The organism is Bradyrhizobium commune, assembly GCF_015624505.1.
GTDB lineage: Bacteria > Pseudomonadota > Alphaproteobacteria > Rhizobiales > Xanthobacteraceae > Bradyrhizobium > Bradyrhizobium commune.
In genome coordinates, this window is the sequence record NZ_CP061379.1 from 3119304 (window position 1) to 3138711 (window position 19408).

Annotated in this window: 20 protein-coding genes and 1 tRNA gene; 14 read left to right on the forward strand and 7 right to left on the reverse strand. The window is 64.8% G+C overall.

Going from position 1 to position 19408, the window contains the following annotated elements; genetic code table 11:
* Window positions 1-191: 191 nt before the first annotated feature.
* The 6 genes from IC761_RS14840 to IC761_RS14865 all read left to right on the forward strand — a co-directional run bounded on the left by IC761_RS14840 (window position 192) and on the right by IC761_RS14865 (window position 7620).
* Complete coding sequence (locus tag IC761_RS14840) at window positions 192-1052, forward strand: MaoC family dehydratase (protein ID WP_195803945.1); 861 nt, start codon at window positions 192-194, stop codon at window positions 1050-1052.
* A gap of 75 nt (window positions 1053-1127) precedes the next feature.
* A complete protein-coding gene (locus tag IC761_RS14845) occupies window positions 1128-2006 on the forward strand; it encodes an SDR family oxidoreductase (RefSeq protein ID WP_195803946.1) in 879 nt (292 codons plus the stop codon).
* 29 nt (window positions 2007-2035) lie between these two features.
* Window positions 2036-2989 (forward strand): dihydrodipicolinate synthase family protein, encoded by a 954-nt coding sequence (locus IC761_RS14850; protein WP_195803947.1) that lies wholly within the window; start codon window positions 2036-2038, stop codon window positions 2987-2989.
* A 4-nt stretch (window positions 2990-2993) separates the two neighbouring features.
* Window positions 2994-3812: an NUDIX hydrolase gene (locus IC761_RS14855; RefSeq protein ID WP_195803948.1), complete on the forward strand. Its 819-nt coding sequence runs from the start codon at window positions 2994-2996 to the stop codon at window positions 3810-3812.
* 81 nt (window positions 3813-3893) lie between these two features.
* Complete coding sequence (locus IC761_RS14860; protein WP_195803949.1) at window positions 3894-4808, forward strand: DMT family transporter; 915 nt, start codon at window positions 3894-3896, stop codon at window positions 4806-4808.
* Window positions 4809-4932: 124 nt separating this feature from the next.
* Entirely contained in the window at window positions 4933-7620 is a 2688-nt protein-coding gene (locus IC761_RS14865; RefSeq protein WP_195803950.1) for a PAS domain S-box protein, read from the forward strand.
* Window positions 7621-7635: 15 nt separating this feature from the next.
* Here the strand turns inward: IC761_RS14865 and IC761_RS14870 are convergent, their stop codons facing one another.
* The gene (locus IC761_RS14870) at window positions 7636-7986 is read right to left on the reverse strand and encodes a GrlR family regulatory protein (protein WP_195803951.1); all 351 of its coding nucleotides are present in this window, start codon (window positions 7984-7986) and stop codon (window positions 7636-7638) included.
* Window positions 7987-8246: 260 nt separating this feature from the next.
* On the opposite strand from IC761_RS14870, the gene IC761_RS14875 reads away from it, so the two are divergent.
* On the forward strand, window positions 8247-8744 hold the full coding sequence (locus IC761_RS14875; RefSeq protein WP_195803952.1) for a hypothetical protein: 498 nt from the start codon (window positions 8247-8249) through the stop codon (window positions 8742-8744).
* 51 nt (window positions 8745-8795) lie between these two features.
* Here the strand turns inward: IC761_RS14875 and IC761_RS14880 are convergent, their stop codons facing one another.
* Window positions 8796-9179, reverse strand: coding sequence for a VOC family protein (locus IC761_RS14880; protein WP_195803953.1), 384 nt, complete (start codon window positions 9177-9179; stop codon window positions 8796-8798).
* 230 nt (window positions 9180-9409) lie between these two features.
* On the opposite strand from IC761_RS14880, the gene IC761_RS14885 reads away from it, so the two are divergent.
* The 3 genes from IC761_RS14885 (at window position 9410) to IC761_RS14895 (ending at window position 10868) form a co-directional block, all read left to right on the forward strand.
* Window positions 9410-9967 carry a hypothetical protein gene (locus IC761_RS14885; RefSeq protein ID WP_195803954.1) on the forward strand — a complete coding sequence of 186 codons (558 nt, stop codon included), beginning with the start codon at window positions 9410-9412 and terminating at the stop codon, window positions 9965-9967.
* A 160-nt stretch (window positions 9968-10127) separates the two neighbouring features.
* Complete coding sequence (locus IC761_RS14890; RefSeq protein ID WP_195803955.1) at window positions 10128-10655, forward strand: hypothetical protein; 528 nt, start codon at window positions 10128-10130, stop codon at window positions 10653-10655.
* A 136-nt stretch (window positions 10656-10791) separates the two neighbouring features.
* Window positions 10792-10868, forward strand: a tRNA-Arg gene (locus IC761_RS14895).
* 63 nt (window positions 10869-10931) lie between these two features.
* Here the strand turns inward: IC761_RS14895 and IC761_RS14900 are convergent.
* The 3 genes from IC761_RS14900 to IC761_RS14910 all read right to left on the reverse strand — a co-directional run bounded on the left by IC761_RS14900 (window position 10932) and on the right by IC761_RS14910 (window position 13174).
* Window positions 10932-11897 carry an AraC family transcriptional regulator gene (locus IC761_RS14900; RefSeq protein WP_195803956.1) on the reverse strand — a complete coding sequence of 322 codons (966 nt, stop codon included), beginning with the start codon at window positions 11895-11897 and terminating at the stop codon, window positions 10932-10934.
* Window positions 11898-12339: 442 nt separating this feature from the next.
* Window positions 12340-12612 (reverse strand): hypothetical protein, encoded by a 273-nt coding sequence (locus IC761_RS14905; protein ID WP_195803957.1) that lies wholly within the window; start codon window positions 12610-12612, stop codon window positions 12340-12342.
* A gap of 304 nt (window positions 12613-12916) precedes the next feature.
* The gene (locus tag IC761_RS14910; RefSeq protein WP_195803958.1) at window positions 12917-13174 is read right to left on the reverse strand and encodes a hypothetical protein; all 258 of its coding nucleotides are present in this window, start codon (window positions 13172-13174) and stop codon (window positions 12917-12919) included.
* A 295-nt stretch (window positions 13175-13469) separates the two neighbouring features.
* Between IC761_RS14910 and IC761_RS14915 the strand changes: the two genes are divergently transcribed.
* The 3 genes from IC761_RS14915 (at window position 13470) to IC761_RS14925 (ending at window position 15731) form a co-directional block, all read left to right on the forward strand.
* A complete protein-coding gene (locus IC761_RS14915) occupies window positions 13470-13916 on the forward strand; it encodes a hypothetical protein (RefSeq protein ID WP_195803959.1) in 447 nt (148 codons plus the stop codon).
* A 106-nt stretch (window positions 13917-14022) separates the two neighbouring features.
* Entirely contained in the window at window positions 14023-14895 is an 873-nt protein-coding gene (locus IC761_RS14920) for a DMT family transporter (protein WP_195803960.1), read from the forward strand.
* 92 nt (window positions 14896-14987) lie between these two features.
* A complete protein-coding gene (locus IC761_RS14925; RefSeq protein ID WP_195803961.1) occupies window positions 14988-15731 on the forward strand; it encodes a hypothetical protein in 744 nt (247 codons plus the stop codon).
* Between the two features lie 58 nt (window positions 15732-15789).
* Here IC761_RS14925 and IC761_RS14930 read toward each other — a convergent pair whose 3' ends face one another.
* On the reverse strand, window positions 15790-16050 hold the full coding sequence (locus tag IC761_RS14930) for a hypothetical protein (protein WP_195803962.1): 261 nt from the start codon (window positions 16048-16050) through the stop codon (window positions 15790-15792).
* Between the two features lie 66 nt (window positions 16051-16116).
* Window positions 16117-17508: a cryptochrome/photolyase family protein gene (locus IC761_RS14935; protein WP_246791564.1), complete on the reverse strand. Its 1392-nt coding sequence runs from the start codon at window positions 17506-17508 to the stop codon at window positions 16117-16119.
* A gap of 169 nt (window positions 17509-17677) precedes the next feature.
* Here IC761_RS14935 and IC761_RS14940 point away from each other — a divergent pair, with 169 nt between their 5' ends.
* Complete coding sequence (locus tag IC761_RS14940; protein ID WP_195803963.1) at window positions 17678-19408, forward strand: methyl-accepting chemotaxis protein; 1731 nt, start codon at window positions 17678-17680, stop codon at window positions 19406-19408.

Here is a 19408-nt window from a genome sequence, read left to right on the forward strand (position 1 = left end):
CTTGTGGGAGAAGGTGGCGCGAAGCGCCGGATGAGGGATATGTCTCCACGGAGAGAGCTTTCGCTGCGGAGCCAACCCCTCACCCAAACGAGTTTGCTGCGCGGCTCTCGCGGCCCTCTCCCACAAGGGGAGAGGGCACATTAACGAGCGCCGGTGCTCGCTGAGAAGAAGCCGGAGAGGAAACAAACAAAATGTCCGCCAGATACGAAGAACTCAAAGGCCTGAAAAACATCGGCCAGAAATATTCCTACAGCGATCGCGAGGTGATGCTCTACGCCTACGGCATCGGCCTGGGCGCCGATCCGATGGATGAAAACGAGCTCGCTTTCGTCAACGAGGGCACGTTCACGCCGCGACCGCTGAAGGTGGTGCCGACCTTTGCGTCGGTTGCGGCGTGGGGCTCGGGGCCGGGCGAGATGAACCTCAACCGCGTCATGGTGGTCGACGGCGAGCGCGACATCACCTTCCACCAGCCGCTGCCGGTGGCCGCACACATCACGGCCGACTCCTCCGTTGTCGAGGTCTACGACAAGGGCAAGGACAAGGGCGTCGTCATCAGCCACCAGACCGTGCTGAAGAACGAGAAGGGCGAGAAGCTCGCGACCCTCGTCGCTTCGCGCTTCGCTCGCGGTGATGGCGGCTTCGGCGGACCGAACCTGACCCAGCCCGATCCGCACCAGATCCCGTCGCGCAGCCCCGACAGGACCATCGACATCGTCACGCGTCCCGACCAGGCGCTGGTCTACCGCCTCTGCGGCGACCGCAACCCGCTGCATAGCGATCCCGAGTTCGCCAAGAAGGCCGGCTTCCCGCGCCCGATCCTGCACGGCATGTGCACGTACGGCATCACCTGCCGCGGCGTGCTCCAGACCTATGCCGACTACGACGCGTCCGCCTTTCGTCAGCACGTCGCGCGGTTCTCCTCGCCGGTCTACCCCGGCGAGACCGTGACCATGGACCTCTGGAAGAACGGCAACACAATCTCGTTCGAAGCCAAGGTGAAGTCGCGCGGCGTCACCGTGATCAAGAACGGCAAGACGGTACTGGGTTAGGAAGCCACCGACGTTTCGCCTCTCCCCGCAAGCGGGGAGAGGCGAAGAAAGAAAAACGAACAGGGAGAAGCCACCATGGGACTACTCGATGGCAAGGTTGCGCTGATCACCGGCGCGGGCGGGGGGCTCGGTGAGGCCTACGCAAAGCTGTTCGCGCGGGAAGGGGCGTCCGTCGTGGTCAACGATCTCGGCGGACCCCGCGACGGCTCCGGCGCGGACAAGTCGATGGCGCAGCTTGTGGTGGACGCGATCAAGGCCGGGGGCGGCAAGGCGGTCGCCAACGGCGCGGACATCTCCACCATGGAGGGCGGCCAGTCGGTGTTTGACGACGCCATCCGGCATTTCCGCCGCGCCGATATCCTGGTCAACAATGCCGGCATCTTGCGCGACCAGACCTTTGCGAAGGCGACCGAATCCGACTGGGACAAGGTCATCAAGGTGCATCTGAAGGGCACCTTTTGTTGCACCATGCCGGTGTTTCGCTGGATGCGGGAAAACGGCGGCGGCGTCATCGTCAACACCTCCTCGACCTCGGGCCTGATCGGCAATTTCGGCCAGACCAATTACGGCGCGGCCAAGGGCGGCATCTGGGGCCTCTCCAACGTGCTGGCGATCGAGGGCCGCAAGTACAACATCCGGATCTGGACGCTCGCCCCGGGCGCGCTGACCCGCATGACCGCAGACCTGCCCCGCTATAAGGAGAACCCCGGCGCGGCGCTGGGGCCGGACGGCATCGCGCCGGCCGTGCTATACATGGTCAGCGATTTGTCCGGCGACCAGACCGGCAAGGTGCTGGGCGTGTCCGGGCCCCGCGGCGTGCGCGAAATGCGGATGATGGAAATGGAAGGCTGGAAACCGCCGCACACGGGCTGGAACGCCCGGGACATCGCCGATCACGCCAAGGAGATCTTCTTCTCCGAGGAGCAGATCAAGATGGGCGCGCGGCGGTTCTAGCCACACGACAGAGAGAGACAAGGAAGACGATGAAACTGACCGCCGACGCCAAGGGCACCTTCGCAATCGCGCCGACGCCGTTCCACGACGACGGCCGGATCGATGAGCGCTCGATCGACCGCCTGACCGATTTCTACGAGGAAGTCGGCTGCGACGGCGTCACGGTGCTGGGCATCCTCGGCGAGGCGCCGAAGCTCGATGCGGCCGAGGCCGAGCAGGTGGCGGTGCGCTTCGTCAAGCGTGCCAAGACAATGCAGGTGATCGTCGGCGTCTCGGCGCCAGGCTTTGCCACCATGCGCTCGCTGGCGAGGGCCTCGATGGACGCCGGCGCGGCCGGCGTGATGATCGCGCCGCCGCCGTCGCTGCGCACCGACGACCAGATCGTCGGCTACTTCAAGCAGGCGGCCGAGGCGATTGGCCCCGACGTGCCCTGGGTGCTCCAGGACTATCCGCTGACCTTGCAGGTGGTGTTCACGCCGGCCGTGATCCGCAAGATCGTCATGGACAATCCGAACTGCGTGATGCTCAAGCACGAAGACTGGCCGGGCCTGGAGAAGATCACGACCCTGCGCGGCTTCCAGAAGGATGGCTCGTTGCGGCCGCTATCGATTCTCTGCGGCAATGGCGGTACGTTCCTCGACTTCGAGATGGAGCGCGGCGCCGACGGCGCCATGACCGGCTATGCCTTCCCCGAGCTCTTGATCGACGTCGTGAACCTCTCCAAGGGCGGCAAGCGCGATGCCGCGCATGATCTGTTCGACGCGCATCTGCCGCTGATCCGCTATGAGCAGCAGCCGGGCGCCGGGCTCGCCGTACGCAAATACGTGCTCCAGAAGCGCGGCATCATCGCCTCCAGCGCCCAGCGCAAGCCCGGCGCGACGATCACGGCGGCGGCGAAGGCCGAGGTCGAGTACCTGCTGTCGCGCGTCGCCCGTTTCGACAAGCGCGCCAATCTTGGCCCGCAATCCAGCGCCGCAGGTTAGTTGCATGCCCGAGAACGCCGCATCACGCCCTGCATCGACGATCCTTCTGCTGCGCGATGGCGCCGCAAAGGTCGACGGCAATAGCCGCGATGAGATCGAGGTCTTCATGATGGTTCGCCATCATCAGATCGAGTTCAACTCGGGCGCGTTGGTGTTTCCGGGTGGCAGCGTCGATGCCGGCGACAACGAGATCGTCGCCCGTGCCGACCTGTATTCGGGCGGCGAGGGCCTCAGCGAAGCGGATCGCGGGTTTCGGATTGCCGCGATCCGCGAGACTTTTGAGGAGAGCGGCATTTTGCTGGCGCGATCGAAAGGGACAAACACGCCGATCGATGCCAAGCGCGCCGGCGAGATCGCGGACAAGCATCGCGTTGCGCTCAACGAGCACAAGATCAGCTTCCTCAGCATTTTGGCCGACAACAACCTCCAGCTCGCGCTCGATACGCTCGTGCCCTACGCGCACTGGATCACGCCGGAGGGCATGCCAAAGCGGTTCGATACCTGGTTTTTCCTGGCCGCCGCGCCGCCCGACCAGCTCGGCGCGCATGATGGTCGCGAGTCGACCGACTCGATCTGGGTCTCGCCGCGCGAGGCGGTGGAGGGTGGTGAGAGCGGACGCTTCAAGCTGCCATTCCCCACCACGCGCAATCTGATCCGGCTTGCGAAGCAGCCGGCCGTGAAAGCCGCGCTCGACCATGCCAAGGGCATGTCGATCGTCACAGTGATGCCGGTCATGACCAAGACCGAAGGCGGCCGCCAGCTTCGCATTCCCCGCGAGGCCGGCTACGACGGCGAGGTCTTCGAGGTCGGCGCGGTCGGCTAGTATACTTCGATACGAAACGAAGTATCGACGGCCGCGGACGCGCTAGGTTCAGTCCATCGAGAACGAGATGGACGCGCCCCCATGGACAACCGGCAGGACACCAACATCGCCGTCGAGCTGGCCCTGCTGGTCGTGCTCGCAACGCTCTGGGGCGGCTCCTACACCTTCATCAAGCTCGGCGTCGCCACCATTCCGCCGATCACACTGATCGCCGCCCGCACGACGGTTGCGGGCCTGCTGCTGCTCGTCGTGATGTGGGCGCGCGGCATCAAGATGCCGACGGACGCCGCGACCTGGCAGCGCTTCGCCTTCCAGGCCGTGCTCAACAGCGTCATCCCCTGGACCCTGATCGCCTGGGGCGAACGCCATGTCGATGCCGCGCTTGCCACCATCCTCAACTCGGCCGCCCCGATCTTCACCTTCCTGCTGACCGCTGTGGTCACCCGCCACGAGGCGACGACCCCGAGAAAACTGTTCGGCGTGGTCGCCGGCATGGCCGGCATCCTGCTGATCGTCGGCGTCGATGCGTTTCATGACGTCGGCCGCGGCCTCGTCGCGGAAGCCGCCATCGTTGCTGCCACCATCTGCTACGCCTGCGCCGCGATCTTCGGCCGCAGCTTTAAGGGCCTCGACCCGATGGCGCCGGCCGCCGGCTCGCTGCTGGCGGGCGCGGCCGTTCTGATCCCGGCCTCGCTGGCCGTAGAGCAGCCCTGGACGCTGTCGCCGTCTTTGAGTTCCGTGCTGGCGCTGCTCGCGCTCGCGGTGTTCTCGACCGCCGCTGCGTTTGCGATCTACTTCCGCCTGATCCAGACGCTCGGCTCGGTTGGCACCACCGCGCAGGCCTATCTCCGTGTGCCGATCGGGGTCGCCATCAGCGTCGCCTTCCTCGGCGAGACCCTGAGCCAGACCGCCTGGATTGGCCTTGCCTGCGTCGTTTTCGGCGTCGCGGCCATGACGATCCCGGCCCGGCGGCAGGCCGGCGCCAAAACGTCATAAAGCCGACGCCAAAGGGCCGGCTGGCCTTAATATTAAGGATATTCGGCAGCCGGAGGCATGTTCCCCCGGGACCGCAAGCCGTCGTATATTGGGCTTCCAGTAGCCCGGTCCGTAAAACACGCCAATGTCCGCCGAATTGACGCCGACACCTGAGAAAAAGCGAACCTTTTCGCTCTCCATCGGCCAACTGACGTTCGGCAGCTTCCTGCTGGTGCTGGCGGTGATCATCGTCACCTCGACCGCGAGCGTGATCGCGATCCGGCACATCGACACGACCTTCGCCGAGTTGCAGCGGCTCCAGAGCGTCGGCGACCTCGCCGAGGATATCGACCGCCGCATGAACGAGCTGCGGCTCGCCGCGCGCGATTTCGTCACCGATCCCGGCGCCGGCATCCAGTTCAAGCAGGTGGGCGAGGCGGCCTCGACGCTCAGCGACATCCTGAAGAAGACCCGCATCGAGCTCGCGCCCGAGCAGCAGGACATGATCGACGGCGTCACCGAGCGGCTTGCGACCTATCGCAGCGGCCTGGAGCGGATCTCGACCCTGATCGACCGCCGCGCGCAACTGCTCGCCGGGCTGCCGCCGCTGCGGGACCAGTTCGACGCGGCGGTTGCGGGTACGGCGGACCGCGAGCTTGCCGCCCGCCTGTCGGAAGCACAGAGCCGGATCGCGCTCGGGCTGCTCGCGCGCAATCCGTCTGCCGCCGAACAGGCCGCGCAGAGCATGCGGACGATGGACATCGCCGATGGCGCGTTGAGGTCAGCCGTCAACAATTATGCCGATGCCATCATCGCGGTCGCCGTCCGCGAGCGCCAGATTGCTGATATCGACCGTGAGGTGCTGGGCACCGAGGGCAGGCTGATCGGGCGCGTCACCGAATTGCTGCGTGAGGTCAGCGCGCGGCGCGGCCACGTGCTGTCGCGCGACTTCGCCCGCACGCTGACGGAGGCGCGGTGGCAGAGCATCCTGCTCGGTTCTGTCGGTGTGCTGATCGGCATCGTCGCGGCCGCCTTTGTGGTGCGGCGGACGGTGCGCCCGCTCGCCCAGATCGCGCGGTCGATTCGTGCGCTTGCAGCCGGCGAGAAGGACACCTCGATCCCGTCAGCGGACCTCGACAACGAGATCGGCGACATCGCGCGCGCGGCCGAAGTGTTCCGCCGCGCGCTGGAGGAGGCCGACACGGCGCGCGAGGCGGCGGTGCGCGCGCTCACCGAGCAGCGTCTGGCCGAAGAGAGCTATCGCAAGCTGTTCGAGGGCTCGGTCGACGGCATCTACGTGACGACGCCGGCCGGCGATCTCCTCAATGCCAATCCGGCGCTGGCGCGGATGATGGGCTACGACAGCCCGCAGCACCTGATCGACAGCGTCAACGACATCGCTCACACCGTCTACGTCCATCCCGAGGCGCGCGAGGAATATCAGCGGCTGATGCATCGCGACGGCATGGTGCGCGAGTTCGAATACCAGGTGCGTCAGCGCAGCGGCAACATCCTTTGGCTCTCCGACAGCGCGACCGGGGTACGGGACGAGCAGGGCAGGATCGTCCGCTACGAGGGCACGCTGCGCGACATCACCGACCAGAAGCGGGCTGAAGACGCCATCGCCGAAGGCCGGCGCCTGCTCCAGCAGGTCATCGACACCGTGCCCGCCGTCATCAACGTCAAGGACCGCGATCTGCGCTACGTGCTGATGAACCGCTACATGGCTGGCATCTTCGGCATCGAGCCCGGCGACGCGCTCGGGCGCACCACCGCCGACTTGATGTCGCGTTACGGTGCGGCCAAGACCGACGAGAACGACAAGCGCGTGCTCAGTTTCCGCAAGGGTCTCGGCTTCTACGAGGAGGAGTACAAGGACTCCTCAGGCAATATGCGGCAATGGCTCGTCAACAAGCTGCCGCTGCTCGATGCCGAGGGCGAGATCGAGCGGATCGTCACCGTGGCGCTCGACATCGGCGAGCGCAAGCGTGGCGAGCAGGAGATGCGCAAGGCCAAGGACGCCGCCGAGACCGCGCTGCGCAACCTGCGCGAGACCCAGGCCTCGCTGATCGAGGCCGAGAAGCTTGCGGCGCTCGGGCGTCTGGTCGCCGGCGTCGCGCACGAGGTCAACAATCCCGTGGGCATCAGCCTCACGGTTGCCTCTGCGCTCGAGCGTAAGACCGCGATGTTCAGCGCCGAGGTCGAGCGTGGCGAGCTTCGCCGCTCGACGCTCAACGACTATCTCAACACCAGCCGCGACGCCTCCTCGCAACTTGTCTCCAATCTCAACCGCGCGGCCGAGCTGATCCAGTCGTTCAAGCAGGTCGCGGCCGACCGCAACTATTCGGACCAGCGCACCTTCGATCTCGCCGACCTCACCGAGCAGGTGGTGATGAGCCTGCGACCGGGCCTGCGCAAGCAGAACCTGACGCTCAACGTCGAGTGCCAGCCCAATCTCATCATGAACAGTTACCCCGGCCCGTACGGCCAGGTGCTGACCAATCTGTTCCTGAACTCGGTGGCGCACGCTTTCCCGGATGGGCGACCGGGCATCATCGACATCCAGGTGCGTGAATCCGGCAAGGACAATGTCGAGATCATCGTCTCTGACAATGGCTGCGGCATGTCGCTCGACGTGCGCCGCCGCGCCTTCGATCCGTTTTTCACGACGCGGCGTGACCAGGGCGGCACCGGCCTCGGGCTGCACATCGTCTACAGCATTGTTACCAACCGGCTCGGCGGACGGCTCGATCTCGATTCAGAGCCGGGCGGCGGCACGCGCATCCAGATGGTTCTTCCGCGCACTGCGCCGCTCGAGCAGGCGGCGGAGTGATCAGGCTGCGGAGGGCTAGTCGATGTCGGCGAGCCTGTGCAACGTGGCACCAAAAATCTGGCTGGCCTTGCCGACAAGCGCGGTGCCCGTCATATCCGCACGCGTATCCGTGAAGGTGCCGCTGACGCCGATGCCGACTGCGGTCGGGCCGCCGAACAGGGGATTGTCGTCACCACGCGGCGAGGTGTGCCGTTGCACCAGCACTTCACCCTTGAAGGTGTTGTCCTTCACCGTGTAGCTGCCGGTGTAATAGAGATAGGCATCGCCGCCAAGAATCTTGCCGTCGCGGAAAAGAATCACGCCGCTGCCCTTGCCGACTCGACCATCGAGCAGCGTCACGTGGATCGAATAGAGGCCGTTCTTCATCACGTCCCGTCGGCCGGCCGCCATCGCCCAACGGCGTAACCGGTGAAGCTTTTATGCCAAAGCACAATCCTTCGTGCAACGCGGCAGTTTGCCGGCCGATGAGCTTGCCCGGAGCTTGCGAACCGTAATTGTCCCGACTTGCCTGTGACGCCGATATGACGGTCTCATCATCAGGCGAGGCCAATCGTTGCGAATCAAGTTGGCCCGCGAAATGCATAACCATTGTTGCACTAGCCGCGGGGTGCTGGAGCAAGAGCAACGTGACCAACTGGATCGATTCCGGCGGCCAAGAGCCGCGTCTGTACAGTGCGCGTCCCACAAATTGCAAAAGCGAACAACCGCGGATCGGCCGCAAGATGCGGTGGCGAAGCGCAGCAAGTCTCGCTTGCGCCATGGCCCTGATCGCGCTCGCGGCCCCCATCGGGCACGCCCGCGACCGCGGCCAGTTCGTCAACACCAGCGCCGAGCTGAAGGCCTGGTTCGACGGCTTGCGAAGTGGCAAGGGGCCCTGCTGCTCCGATGCCGACGGCTCGGCAATCTCGGACTCCGACTGGGAGAGCAAGGACGGGCACTACCGTGTCCGCGTCCCGCGCCTTGGCTACGTGCTCGAAGGCCAGCAGCAAGAGCTCGTCTGGGTCGACGTGCCGGAGGAGGCCGTGATCTCGGAGCCGAACCGGGTTGGACGTACCATGGTCTGGCCGATCTACGGCTACATGGGCGTCACCATCCGCTGCTTCATGCCCGGTAGTATGACTTAGCGGGCGACGGCTCGCCCGCTCTCGTTGGCGTCCGATGAGGCCCGTGCCGGATCAGGTATATTTCTTGTCGCGCTCGAGCAGCTCGATGGAGATGCCTTCGGGACCGCGGATGAAGCAGATGCGGACGCCTGGCCGAATCGTGGTCGGCTCGCGCGTGAACGTCACGCCCTTGGCCTTGATCTCGGCGGCGACCGCGTCGATGTCCTTCACCGTGAGCCCGAAATGGTCGAGGCCCTGATGCGGGTGCGGTGGCGGCGGGCTGACGGCGCTCTCGCCTTCCAGCGGCGCGATGAAGATTTTTGCGCCGCCCAGACTCACGTCGATCCGCCCCGGTGCACGCACGATCTCGCCGCCGAGGATATCCCGCAGCCAGGACGCCGTGGCTTCCGGATCGGGGCTGCGTAGATGGACGTGATCCCAAGTGACGATAGGCATTTCATTTCCTCCAACGGGTCTTCGCGCCATTGCAGCGCATGTTGGCGATCCAGGCTGACGATCGCCACCGGGCCTCTTTGGCGCGATTCGCGTGCCCGCGGGAACCAAAGTTCCTCTGGGGAATTGAGAAAGACGCGAGCGGACGAGCGGTCGTAACGTGGCCGCGCCGGCGCGGACCAATCAGGCGATGCATGCCGGAGGCGCTCGGGCCGGCATTCGGTGACGCACTCATGAACACAGGGCTTGGCCGGATCGAATTGGGACACCTCGTCGGGGCCGGCGATGGCCCGCCGCGGTCCGGGCCTGCGGTGGGTGTTTGGTTCAAGCGTGGGCTGCTGGGGCTGTTGGCTGCGGTGGTCGTGGGTGGCGCCGTTTGGGTGCTGATGCCGCCGTCCGAAGGTAATGTCGTGCAGACCGAGCCTGCGACCCCTGCGGTGGCGGTCGCCGATCCGGCCGCCGGAGCCTCTCCCATCGCGATGCTGGCAGCGGAGCCGGCCGGGCTCGACCGGCTGAAAATCTCGTCGCAGACTTGGCGGCGCGGTGGGCTCGGCTCGAAGGCGCTGGTGACCTTTACCGTGCGAAATGACAATGACTATGCCGTAAAGGATGTCGAGATCGTCTGTGCTTTCGCGCGGCGCGACGGCAGCCATCTGACCGACCGCGGCCGCGTGCTCGCCGACACCGTCGGCATGAAGAGCCGCAAGACCTTCGCACGTGTTCCGGTCGGATTCGTCAACATCAACGCCGATCAGGCGAAATGCTCGCTGGTGACGGCGCGGCGTGCCTAAAGGCCGGCGCATTCCGCTAGCGGAAAAGTTACCGTCGATACCCTTGGTCAAAAAACTTGCCGTCGCTATTTGAACCGAAGGGCGGGTGCAGGAACCAATTAAAGGATCGCCTGTTAAGGCGAAGAGCCCACGCGGGGATGCGGGGGGCGGAGCGCGGCTAATGCCCATCTTTCGCTATTTCGTGTTTGTCGGTGGAGCGCTGCTCGCACTGTTGTTCGCAGCGGATTTTGTTTGGCCGACGTCGCCCGTCGTCAAAGCGGTGGCGACTGCTGGCTATGACCAGCCGCTGATCCGAATCCGGTCCGACCGCCATCTACCTGATCGTGTGGTGCTCGACACCAGCCAGCCGACGATCGCCGCGCCGGTTGTGGTGAAAGCGGCGGCCGCCGCAGTGCCCCAGCCGACGCAGGCTGATGCCCTGGCCGAGATGTCGGCCAAGGCGCGGGTGCGCGAGACGTTCGCTCAATTCACGCCGGCTGCAGTAAAGCTCGATGCAGCATCGGCCAGGAAAACCGACACCAAGCCGCAAGTCCAGGCCCAGCTTCCCCAGACCCAGGTTCCCCAAGTTCAGGCGCCGGCTCAGCCCAAGCGCAAGGTCGCCAGGGCCCACCCGGCGCCGCAGCGCGGGCAGCCGATGATGCTGGTAGCCCAGCAGCCGCATTTCGGTCTGTTCAACACCACCTGGTAGGAGCGCCTCTGCCCCGCTTCGATTGGAGGTGGGGAGGGCTTTTTATTATCTGACCTCTCTGCTAATTCGAACGCATCCGAGCGCCGCCAGCAATGGCGCGGCGCAGCTCGGTTGTGGCCCAATACCCCGGGTCAGGGCGCTCGTAGCTCAGCTGGATAGAGCATCGGATTTCGATTCCGAGGGTCGGAGGTTCGAATCCTTCCGAGCGCGCCATTCGCCAGGCAGGGGGCACCCTTGCAAGCGCCGCGGCCTGCAAGCCGGGCCAAGCATCCGGCGTCAGGCTGCCGGAAGGCCGCTATGCCGACCCCGTGCCAGCGTGTCCGAGGGGGTCTCGTGGAAGGTCGCGCGGTACGATGCGGCAAACTCGCCCAGATGATGAAATCCCTGGGCGCGGGCGCACGTCGCGACTGTCGCGCCGCCGCCTTTGAGGAGCCGGGCGCGGGTGGCCCAAAGCCGCTTCAGTCGGATGTACTGATGCAGGCTCATGCCGCGTACTTTCGTCACTGCACCGCCGAGCGTGCGGATCGAGACGCCGAATTCGTCGGCGAGATTGGCCGTATAGATCGGCGCGGTCGGATAGGCCGCGACGTAATCGTCGATCTGCTGCACGAGCCTCGCGGATCGTGCGCCTGCAATCGGCGCGCTGCTCTCCGACAGCGGGTCAATGCGAAACAGATCGTCGAGGGCGAGCAGCAGGCCCTCCTGGAGATGGGCGGCGACCTCCCTGGTTTCGAACATGTGCGGTTCGACTGACGCCGTTCTCAGGATGTCGAGCACAAGCTGTCGCGCATGGAGATGGGCAGCGGGATCCGCGATGCGAACCCACAAGGCGTCGGCGCGATCGAACCAGCCGCGATCCCTGAGAGTGGGCGAGAACATGATCAACACGTGATGATTGGTCTGGGGCTCGACGAAGTGGCAATCATGATGGCCGCGCAGGGCGACGAAAAAGCGCGAGTCGAGATCCATCCCGCTTGACGTCGCCCGCAGATCGTCGGTCATCGGCAGGATCACCATGCCGCCCGGTGCGCGATAGGCGGTATCGAGAATGCGCGCAAACGATCTCGCCACGATGATCCGGCACGCCGGCAGGTTCACGACCGCTCGCGCCGCCGCGAAGTTGGTGACGTCGAGGGGAATGCTGCGGGCATCTTCAAGCGACTCTGCCGGCCGAAACGAATCGACATCGGTAAAGGTGACCAGCTGGAGCGCGGAGGAGGGGGCGAGAGCGTCGAAGAACATTCGTCTGGCCGGTTCTTGAAATGTGACGATGAAATGAATGTCGGTACGTCGCCATCAATGGCGAAACACGGCGATTCAGTAAACCGGATTCCGGGCCGTAGTATTGCGGACATCATGCCACGAGGCGCGTCGGGTCGATGTCGCCATCAACGTTCGCGGCTCATCGGTTGACCGGTCGCGAGATCAATGAAGTGGAGCCGTGTGCAGGCCGGGCAGGGGAAGCACTCGAAGCTTCGTCCCTCCTGTCCCTGCTGCTTCTCGAGATGCGTTTGCACGTTCATGCCCGTCTGCGGGCATCGGAAAACAATCAAATCGGCCATCGGTGCAGAATGACGGCACGTCGGATTTCATCTTTGATCTAGATCAGTTTGGGAATGGCTCCGGGCGAGCTGCGAGGCGTCCGTCCCGCAAAAGCCAAGGGGCCCGAGGGCCCCTTCAAATCTCACCAGCGGCGATAGCCGTAGTAGCCATAGTAGCGCGGGCGCGGGGCATAATAGCGCGGTGGACCATAGTAACCCGGACCATAGCCGTAGCCGTATGCGTAGTTCGGCCGCCACCGGCAGCGTCCCCAGGCATTGCAGACCATGACGACCTGCTCGACGTTGGAGACCTGTGGCGCCGCAGGTGCAGGCGCAATAGGCATGGCGGACGCCGCCGGCGATGCCGCGAGGGCACTGAACAGGGACGCGGCGACGAGGCCAATCTTCAGCTTCATGATGTCTTTCCTCTGCTTACGCCGGACACGATATCGAAGTCGTTCTGATCAAATTGTGGCAGAACCGAAATGTAATGCTGATGAACAAATCTTCAGCTCGTCCGCCGCGGCCCTGACCCAACTCGGGGAAATCAGCAAAGGTTCGCGTCCATGGACAATTGCCGTGGTCGCGCGGCGGCACGAGCGGTGTTTCGAGTAATTCGAAGAGCAGTCGGACGACCGACTGGCGCGTCGCGTGAGACGCGCGCGATGCGCGCCAAAGCGAGGTCGGTCAGGATCTCGTCGAAGGGCCCGCCAGGGCTCCTCAGTAGCAGGGGTGCCGACGGCGGTCCTGGCCGACATAGCCGGCCGCACTCTGGTAGCAATGGTTGGTCGACGGGCCGTCATAATAGGCAAAGGTGCCTGGCGTGATCCCGGGGCCGTAATTGTGTAGATAGCTGATCGGATAGGGCAGCGGGTTGGCGTAGTAGCGGTGGTGATACCGGTGCGCCTCCGCCAGGTTGGGGGCTAGGATTGCGGCCGACAGGGCAGCAACCGCGGCAATAAGCTTCAACTTGCTCATCTCGATTCTCCGGAACCAGCGCTTAGAGGTCAGTTCCTTATAGCCTTTTTGGGCGGGCCGGACAGCCATCCGGCGAGCCGAATTCGGGGCTATCCCCCCAGATTCCCGGGCAGGTGTGACCGAATTGCCGGAGTTGAAGCCGGCAGCCTGCCCATTTTTGGCCTTTTCGGGATGCTTAACGAATTCCCCACACAAGTGTGGCCAAAGAGAATTCGGTTCAAGATTCCACTTGCCGGCCCTCTGGGGTGCTCTTCGGGCCGGTTCGTTCCTGCAAGGGTTTCGTCGTCACGTCGCCATGCGCATCACGCTCCTCAGCCTGCTGTTGCTTCTCCTCGCTGCCGCCACGCCGGCGCGGGCCGAGCTGCATATCACCCGCGACCACGGCGGCTATGTCGACGAATACAAGGCCAAGTACAAGCGCGTCCGCGACAAGGGCGAGCGGGTCATCATCGACGGCATCTGCAATTCGGCCTGCACGCTGGTGCTCGGCATCGTGCCGATGAACAAGATCTGCGTGACGCCGAAGGCGAGCCTCGGCTTCCACCAGGCCTATTACGATAAAGCCTTCACCTTCGGCATCAAGGTCACGAGCGCCGAGGGGACGTCCGACCTGATGTCCTACTATCCCGACACGGTGAAGGACTGGATCCGCCGCAATGGCGGGCTCACCACCGACATGAAGAAGATCAAGAACGGTGTCGAGCTCTGGAAGATCATCGACCCCTGTCCAGACGAATGGTGAGCGGCTGATCTGAGCCGTCGCGCACTCCGTCCGACGTGCAGCGCAACATCTGACAGCCGGAAATTCGCATTGCCGCATGGTCCCCGCTCGGGCAATGAGGGCGGCAATGAATCATAATCAAGAAAATCTGGCCGCACGCGCAGCGCCGGCCCTGTTCGTCTTGCTCTGGAGCACCGGCTTCATCGGCACGAAGTATGTTATCAACAATGCCGATCCCTTGACCTACCTCGCCATCCGCATGGCGATCGTGGTCGGACTGATGGCGATCATCGCGGCGATCGCGCGGCCGAAATGGCCCGATCGCACCGGCATCGCGCACAGCGCGGTCGCCGGTATCCTCGTTCACGGCTTTTATCTCGGCGGCACCGCGATCGCGATCGCCCATTCGATTCCAGCCGGGCTCTCGGCGCTCATTCCCGGTCTTCAGCCGATCCTGACCTCGACCATCGCCAATCGCTGGCTCGGCGAGAAGGTGACGCCGGTCCAGTGGGGCGGACTCGTGCTCGGGCTCGGTGGCGTTGTCCTGATCCTGCATAATCGCCCGATGACCGGCGAAGCCGGGCTCGGCTGGCTCGCCTCGGTGGCCTCACTGGTCAGCATCACGCTCGGCACGCTCTATCAACGTCGCTACTGCAACCACATCGATTGGCGCGCCGGCAATCTCGTGCAGTTTGTCGCGGTCACGATCTTCTTCGCGGCCGGCGCCTTCCTGTTCGAGGACCGCGTTGTGCACTGGACGCGGGAGTTCGTGCTCGCGCTCGGCTGGCTTGCGGTCGCGCTCTCGATCGGCTCGATCGGCCTGTTGTACTGGCTGATCCGCCATGCGGCAGCGACCTCGGTGGCGAGCCTGTTCTATCTGGTGCCAGCCGTCACGTCGCTGATGGCCTATCTGCTGTTCGCCGAGAAGCTCGATGCGCTGGCGATCGGTGGCATGGCGATGTGCGCGGCCGCCGTGTTCGTGGTCAACCGGCGCGTCTAGGCGCCGCATCGCCGGAATACATCCCTGACGTGCGTGGCGCCGCCATGCTAGGCTGGCCGCATTTCAGTTTCACTTCCAGCACGGTGATTTCCATGAAGAAGGCGAGACGTGCACTGCTCGGCAGATCGATGAAGCCGGTCCGGATTGCCTGCATCAACTATGCCGAGGAGACGATCGACGATAAGGAGATGCGCCAGCTCACCGCGGCACTGCAGAAATGCTACGACGAGCACTTCCTGCCGGTCTGGGGCTATCCGGTCGATCTCTACATCGCGCGCAAGCCGAAGCCGACCGACTGGCAGCTCGTCTATTTCGACGACGCCTCGCACAAGAACATGCTCGGGCGTCATGAGCTGACCCATCGCGGCCAGCCGATCTCGAAGATCTTCGTCAAGGCGCTGGGCGGCGAGCCGATCAGCCTGGCGGCCTCGCACGAGCTGTTCGAGATGGTGCTCGATCCCATGGCCAACCTCTGGGCCGACCAGAACCGGAACACCCAATATGCCTACGAGGTCTGCGACGCCGTGGAGGAGGACTCCTTCCGCGTCAGCGGCCTCGAAATGTCGAACTTCGTCTACCCGTCCTGGTTCGAGCCGTTCAAGCATCCCCGCGGCACCAAATTCGACCATAAGGGAACGCTGAAGGCGCCGTTCTCGATGACTGAGGGCGGCTACGTCATCAAGAAGGTCAACGGGAGGAAGGTGATCAGGGCGTTCGGGTCGCCCGAAAAGCGGCGGCGATTCGCCAAGGAGGACCGGCGCGGCCATCGCAGCGAGTTTCGCGATCCGCAAGGTGTCCATCACCCGGGCCGGCGCGCGTCCAAGCGGCGCGGGTAGGACCATGGTGGAGGTCTCCGGGCGCGCCCGCACCCGGAGACCTGCTCTCAGGCTGTGATCAGCGCTTGGCCTTCTTGGCCTTTTTCTTCTTCTTGGCGGATTTCTTGGGGGCCTTCTTCACGGCCTTCTTGGCTGCCTTCTTCGCGGCCTTTTTGGCTTTCTTCTTCGAAGCCTTCTTTGCTTTCTTCGGCGCTACTTTCTTGGCCACTTTCTTTGCCGCCTTCTTGGCCTTCTTTGCCGCAGGCTTGGGAGCCATCTTTGGCGGCTCAGCGGCAGGCATCGGTTCGATCGTCGGCTCAACTACTGTTACATCGTCCATATCGTCCCCCACGGTTTGAATGGAGCGATGACGATAGCGGGTTTCATAATTGTGTCAAAGCAGCGCTCAACCTTTGCGGATCTTTGCGTAGGCGGCGAGCGCGCGCTCGCGCCCTTTGGCGTGACCGACGATCGGCCGCGGATAGGTCTTGCCGAGCGTCACGCCGGCGCTGGCGAGCTCGATCGGCGTTGCCTGCCATGGCTGGTGGATCAGCTTCGCCGGCAGGTCCTTCAGCTCCGGTACCCAGCGCCGGACATAGGCGCCATCAGGGTCGAACTTCTCGCCCTGGAGCACCGGATTGAACACGCGGAAATAGGGCGCGGCGTCGGCGCCGCAGCCGGCGACCCACTGCCAGTTGGCGGGATTGCTGCCGGCATCTGCGTCGACCAGCGTGTCCCAGAACCAGGCCTCGCCGTCGCGCCAGTCGATCAGCAGGTGCTTGACCAGGAAGGAGGCGACCACCATCCGGACCCGGTTGTGCATCACGCCGGTGTGCCAGAGCTCGCGCAGGCCGGCATCGACGATCGGGTAGCCGGTGCGGCTGCGCTGCCAGGCGGCGAGCGCTTTCTTGTCGGTCTTCCAGGGGAAGTCGTCGAAGTTGGTTTGCAGATTCTCGGTCGCGAGGTTGGGGTGGTCGTGGAGCAGGTGGCGGCAGAATTCGCGCCAGCCGAGCTCGCTCAGGAATTTGTCGATGCCGGCTCCGAGCGCGGGCTCCTCCGCTGCGGAGAACCGCGCGGCGTGCCAGACCTGGCGCGGGCTGAGCTCGCCGAAGCGCAAATGCGGTGACAGACCTGAGGTTCCCTCCCGGTCCGGCCGGTCGCGGTCGCCGGCATAACCAGGCGCATTGTGCTTGAGGAAGTCGCGCAGGCGCGCGCGGGCGGAGGCCTCACCCGGCGTCCAGCTCTCGCGCAGGCCGCCCGCCCAGTCGGGCTTGCTCGGCTCCAGCGTCCAGCCGTCGAGCGCGTCGCTCTCAATCTTCGGGCCGGGGCGCAGCTCCTTCGGGGCGGGCAGCGGTTTTGGCGGATCGCCCAGCGCCAGCACCCGCCGCCAGAACGGTGTGAACACGCGCAAGCCGCGGCCTTCCTTATTGCGGATCGCCGCGGGTGGGACGAGCAAGTCGCCGGGAAAACTTTGCGGGTCCATGCCGAGCTTTGCCAGCGCTGCTTCGAGCTGTTTCTCGACCGCCTGATGCGGGGCCTGAGCGACCGCATTCCAATAGACCGCACGGGCGCCGCTCTCGCGCGCCAGGTCCGGGATGACCTTGGCCGCAGGTCCCTTCCGCAGGATCAGTGATCCTCCGATCTTGCCAAGGCTGGCACCGAGCGCGCGCAGGGAATGCGCCAGCCACCAGCGCACCGCGCCGCCCGGCGTCCGTCCAGCCGTCTCGTCGAGGACATAGAGGCAAATGAGCGACGCACCGGTTGTCGCGGCGGCGTGGAGGGCGGGGTGGTCGGACAGGCGGAGATCGTCGCGGAACCAGACGATCACAGGCGGCGGGCTTGGCGTAGTCAGGGGTGTCCTCGTTTACGATTTGGAAAGCATGTCGCGGGCGGCAGTGTGAACCATCGTTAATGGGGTCGTAAGCCGATTGCACGAATATGCAGGAATTACGGGGGTGGTTCCATTCATGTCCAGGCTTTTGACCGGGAAGTTCTTGCCGCAATTCAAGCTGGGCACCAAGGCGGTTCTGTGCGCCGTGCTGCTGATTGCCGTGAACACGGCGCTCGTGGTCGGTGCCGGCTATTGGTCGCTGACCACTGCCGTCAATGAGCGCGCGCTGCGCGACATCGAGGTCAATCTGCGCACGCTGGCGCTCGCCTTTGCCGAGATCGTCCCCGACGTCAGGATCACGATGAAGGATGGCTCGGTGACGCGCGCCGAGATTCCCAAGATGCCCGAATTCAAGGATCACACCATCGTCGATCGCGCTGTGTCCTATGTCGGGGGCAATGCGACTCTGTTCGTGTTCGATGAGGCAAGCGGGCAGTTCGTCCGCCGCTCGACCAATGTGAAGAAGGAAAATGGCGACCGTGCCGTCAGCACCCAGCTTGCCGCTGACCATCCGGCACAGGCCGGCTTGCGCCGTGGCGACGCTTATAAGGGGCCAGCCACGCTGTTCGGCAAGTCCTTCATGACGGCTTATTTCCCGATCGCGGATGCGAGCGGCAAGGTCGCCGGCATTCTCTATGTTGGCATCCCCATGGCGCAATATGAGAGCATGCTGGCCCAGGCGATCGAGAGCATGGCCATCGCAGCCGGCGTTGCCGCACTGCTCGTCCTGGTTCTCACCTTGCTGATCGTGCGCCGCGTTACCAGGCCGCTGACCTCGGTCACGCGCTCGCTGACGGCGCTCGCCAACGGCCAGAGCGACGTCGCGATCGAATGCGAGGACCGCGCCGACGAGATCGGCGAGATCGCCCGCACCGTTGCAGTATTCAAGAGCAATTCGCTGGAGCGGGCGCGCATGCGCAGCGAGCAGGCGGCCGCAACGGCCGCTGCCGCCGAGCAGCGCAAGTCCGAGCTGCGCAACTTCGTCGAGGAGTTCCGCGGCAGTGTCGGCGGCATCCTGGACAAGGTGCTGGAGTCCTCCGGCGAGTTCGAGCGCGTGGCGCGGCAATTGACCGACACGGCGCGGTCCACCGCCGATCTGTCGGCGCAGTCGGCCGGCGCCTCCGAGAGCGCCTCAGACCACGTGCGGTCGGCGGCGTCAGCCTCCGACGAGCTGTCCCAGTCGATTTCGGAGATCACCCGCCGGGTGCAGGATTCCAACGCGATCTCGGCCGAGGCGGTGCAACAGGCCGAGGCGACCGACCAGCGCATGGCGCAGCTCTCCGAGGCGGGCTCCCGCATCGGCGACGTCGTCAAGCTGATCACCTCGATTGCCGAGCAGACCAACCTCCTTGCCCTGAACGCCACCATCGAGGCCGCGCGCGCCGGCGATGCGGGCCGGGGCTTTGCCGTGGTGGCGCAGGAGGTCAAGACGCTGGCCGGTCAGACCGCCAAGGCGACCGAGGAGATTTCGAACCAGATCGCCAGCATGCAGCTTGCGACCCAGGAGTCGGTCACCGCCATCAAGGCGATCGGCCAGACCATCGAGCGTATCAGCGGCATTGCAAGCTCGATTTCGGCTGCGGTCGAGCAGCAGCGGAGCGCGACCCAGAACATCGCGGCCAGCGTCCGGGCCGCGGCCTCCGGCACAGCCGACGTTGCCGTCAATGTCCGTCATGCGGCCAAGGGTGCGAGCGAGACCGGTGAGACCTCGAGCCGGATGTTTGCCTCGGCCCAGGCGCTGTCGGGCGAGAGCCTGCATCTGAAGGCCGAGGTCGACAGCTTCCTCGACCGCGTCCGAGCGGCTTGA

Bases quoted from the DNA above. Each gene is read 5' to 3' on its own strand.
- IC761_RS14840 (WP_195803945.1), top strand. From the start codon at position 192: ATGTCCGCCAGATACGAAGAACTCAAAGGCCTGAAAAACATCGGCCAG.
- IC761_RS14845 (WP_195803946.1), top strand. From the start codon at position 1,128: ATGGGACTACTCGATGGCAAGGTTGCGCTGATCACCGGCGCGGGCGGG.
- IC761_RS14850 (WP_195803947.1), top strand. From the start codon at position 2,036: ATGAAACTGACCGCCGACGCCAAGGGCACCTTCGCAATCGCGCCGACG.
- IC761_RS14855 (WP_195803948.1), top strand. From the start codon at position 2,994: ATGCCCGAGAACGCCGCATCACGCCCTGCATCGACGATCCTTCTGCTG.
- IC761_RS14860 (WP_195803949.1), top strand. From the start codon at position 3,894: ATGGACAACCGGCAGGACACCAACATCGCCGTCGAGCTGGCCCTGCTG.
- IC761_RS14865 (WP_195803950.1), top strand. From the start codon at position 4,933: ATGTCCGCCGAATTGACGCCGACACCTGAGAAAAAGCGAACCTTTTCG.
- IC761_RS14870 (WP_195803951.1), bottom strand. From the start codon at position 7,986: ATGAAGAACGGCCTCTATTCGATCCACGTGACGCTGCTCGATGGTCGA.
- IC761_RS14880 (WP_195803953.1), bottom strand. From the start codon at position 9,179: ATGCCTATCGTCACTTGGGATCACGTCCATCTACGCAGCCCCGATCCG.
- IC761_RS14885 (WP_195803954.1), top strand. From the start codon at position 9,410: ATGAACACAGGGCTTGGCCGGATCGAATTGGGACACCTCGTCGGGGCC.
- IC761_RS14890 (WP_195803955.1), top strand. From the start codon at position 10,128: ATGCCCATCTTTCGCTATTTCGTGTTTGTCGGTGGAGCGCTGCTCGCA.
- IC761_RS14900 (WP_195803956.1), bottom strand. From the start codon at position 11,897: ATGTTCTTCGACGCTCTCGCCCCCTCCTCCGCGCTCCAGCTGGTCACC.
- IC761_RS14905 (WP_195803957.1), bottom strand. From the start codon at position 12,612: ATGAAGCTGAAGATTGGCCTCGTCGCCGCGTCCCTGTTCAGTGCCCTC.
- IC761_RS14910 (WP_195803958.1), bottom strand. From the start codon at position 13,174: ATGAGCAAGTTGAAGCTTATTGCCGCGGTTGCTGCCCTGTCGGCCGCA.
- IC761_RS14915 (WP_195803959.1), top strand. From the start codon at position 13,470: ATGCGCATCACGCTCCTCAGCCTGCTGTTGCTTCTCCTCGCTGCCGCC.
- IC761_RS14920 (WP_195803960.1), top strand. From the start codon at position 14,023: ATGAATCATAATCAAGAAAATCTGGCCGCACGCGCAGCGCCGGCCCTG.
- IC761_RS14925 (WP_195803961.1), top strand. From the start codon at position 14,988: ATGAAGAAGGCGAGACGTGCACTGCTCGGCAGATCGATGAAGCCGGTC.
- IC761_RS14930 (WP_195803962.1), bottom strand. From the start codon at position 16,050: ATGGACGATGTAACAGTAGTTGAGCCGACGATCGAACCGATGCCTGCC.
- IC761_RS14940 (WP_195803963.1), top strand. From the start codon at position 17,678: ATGTCCAGGCTTTTGACCGGGAAGTTCTTGCCGCAATTCAAGCTGGGC.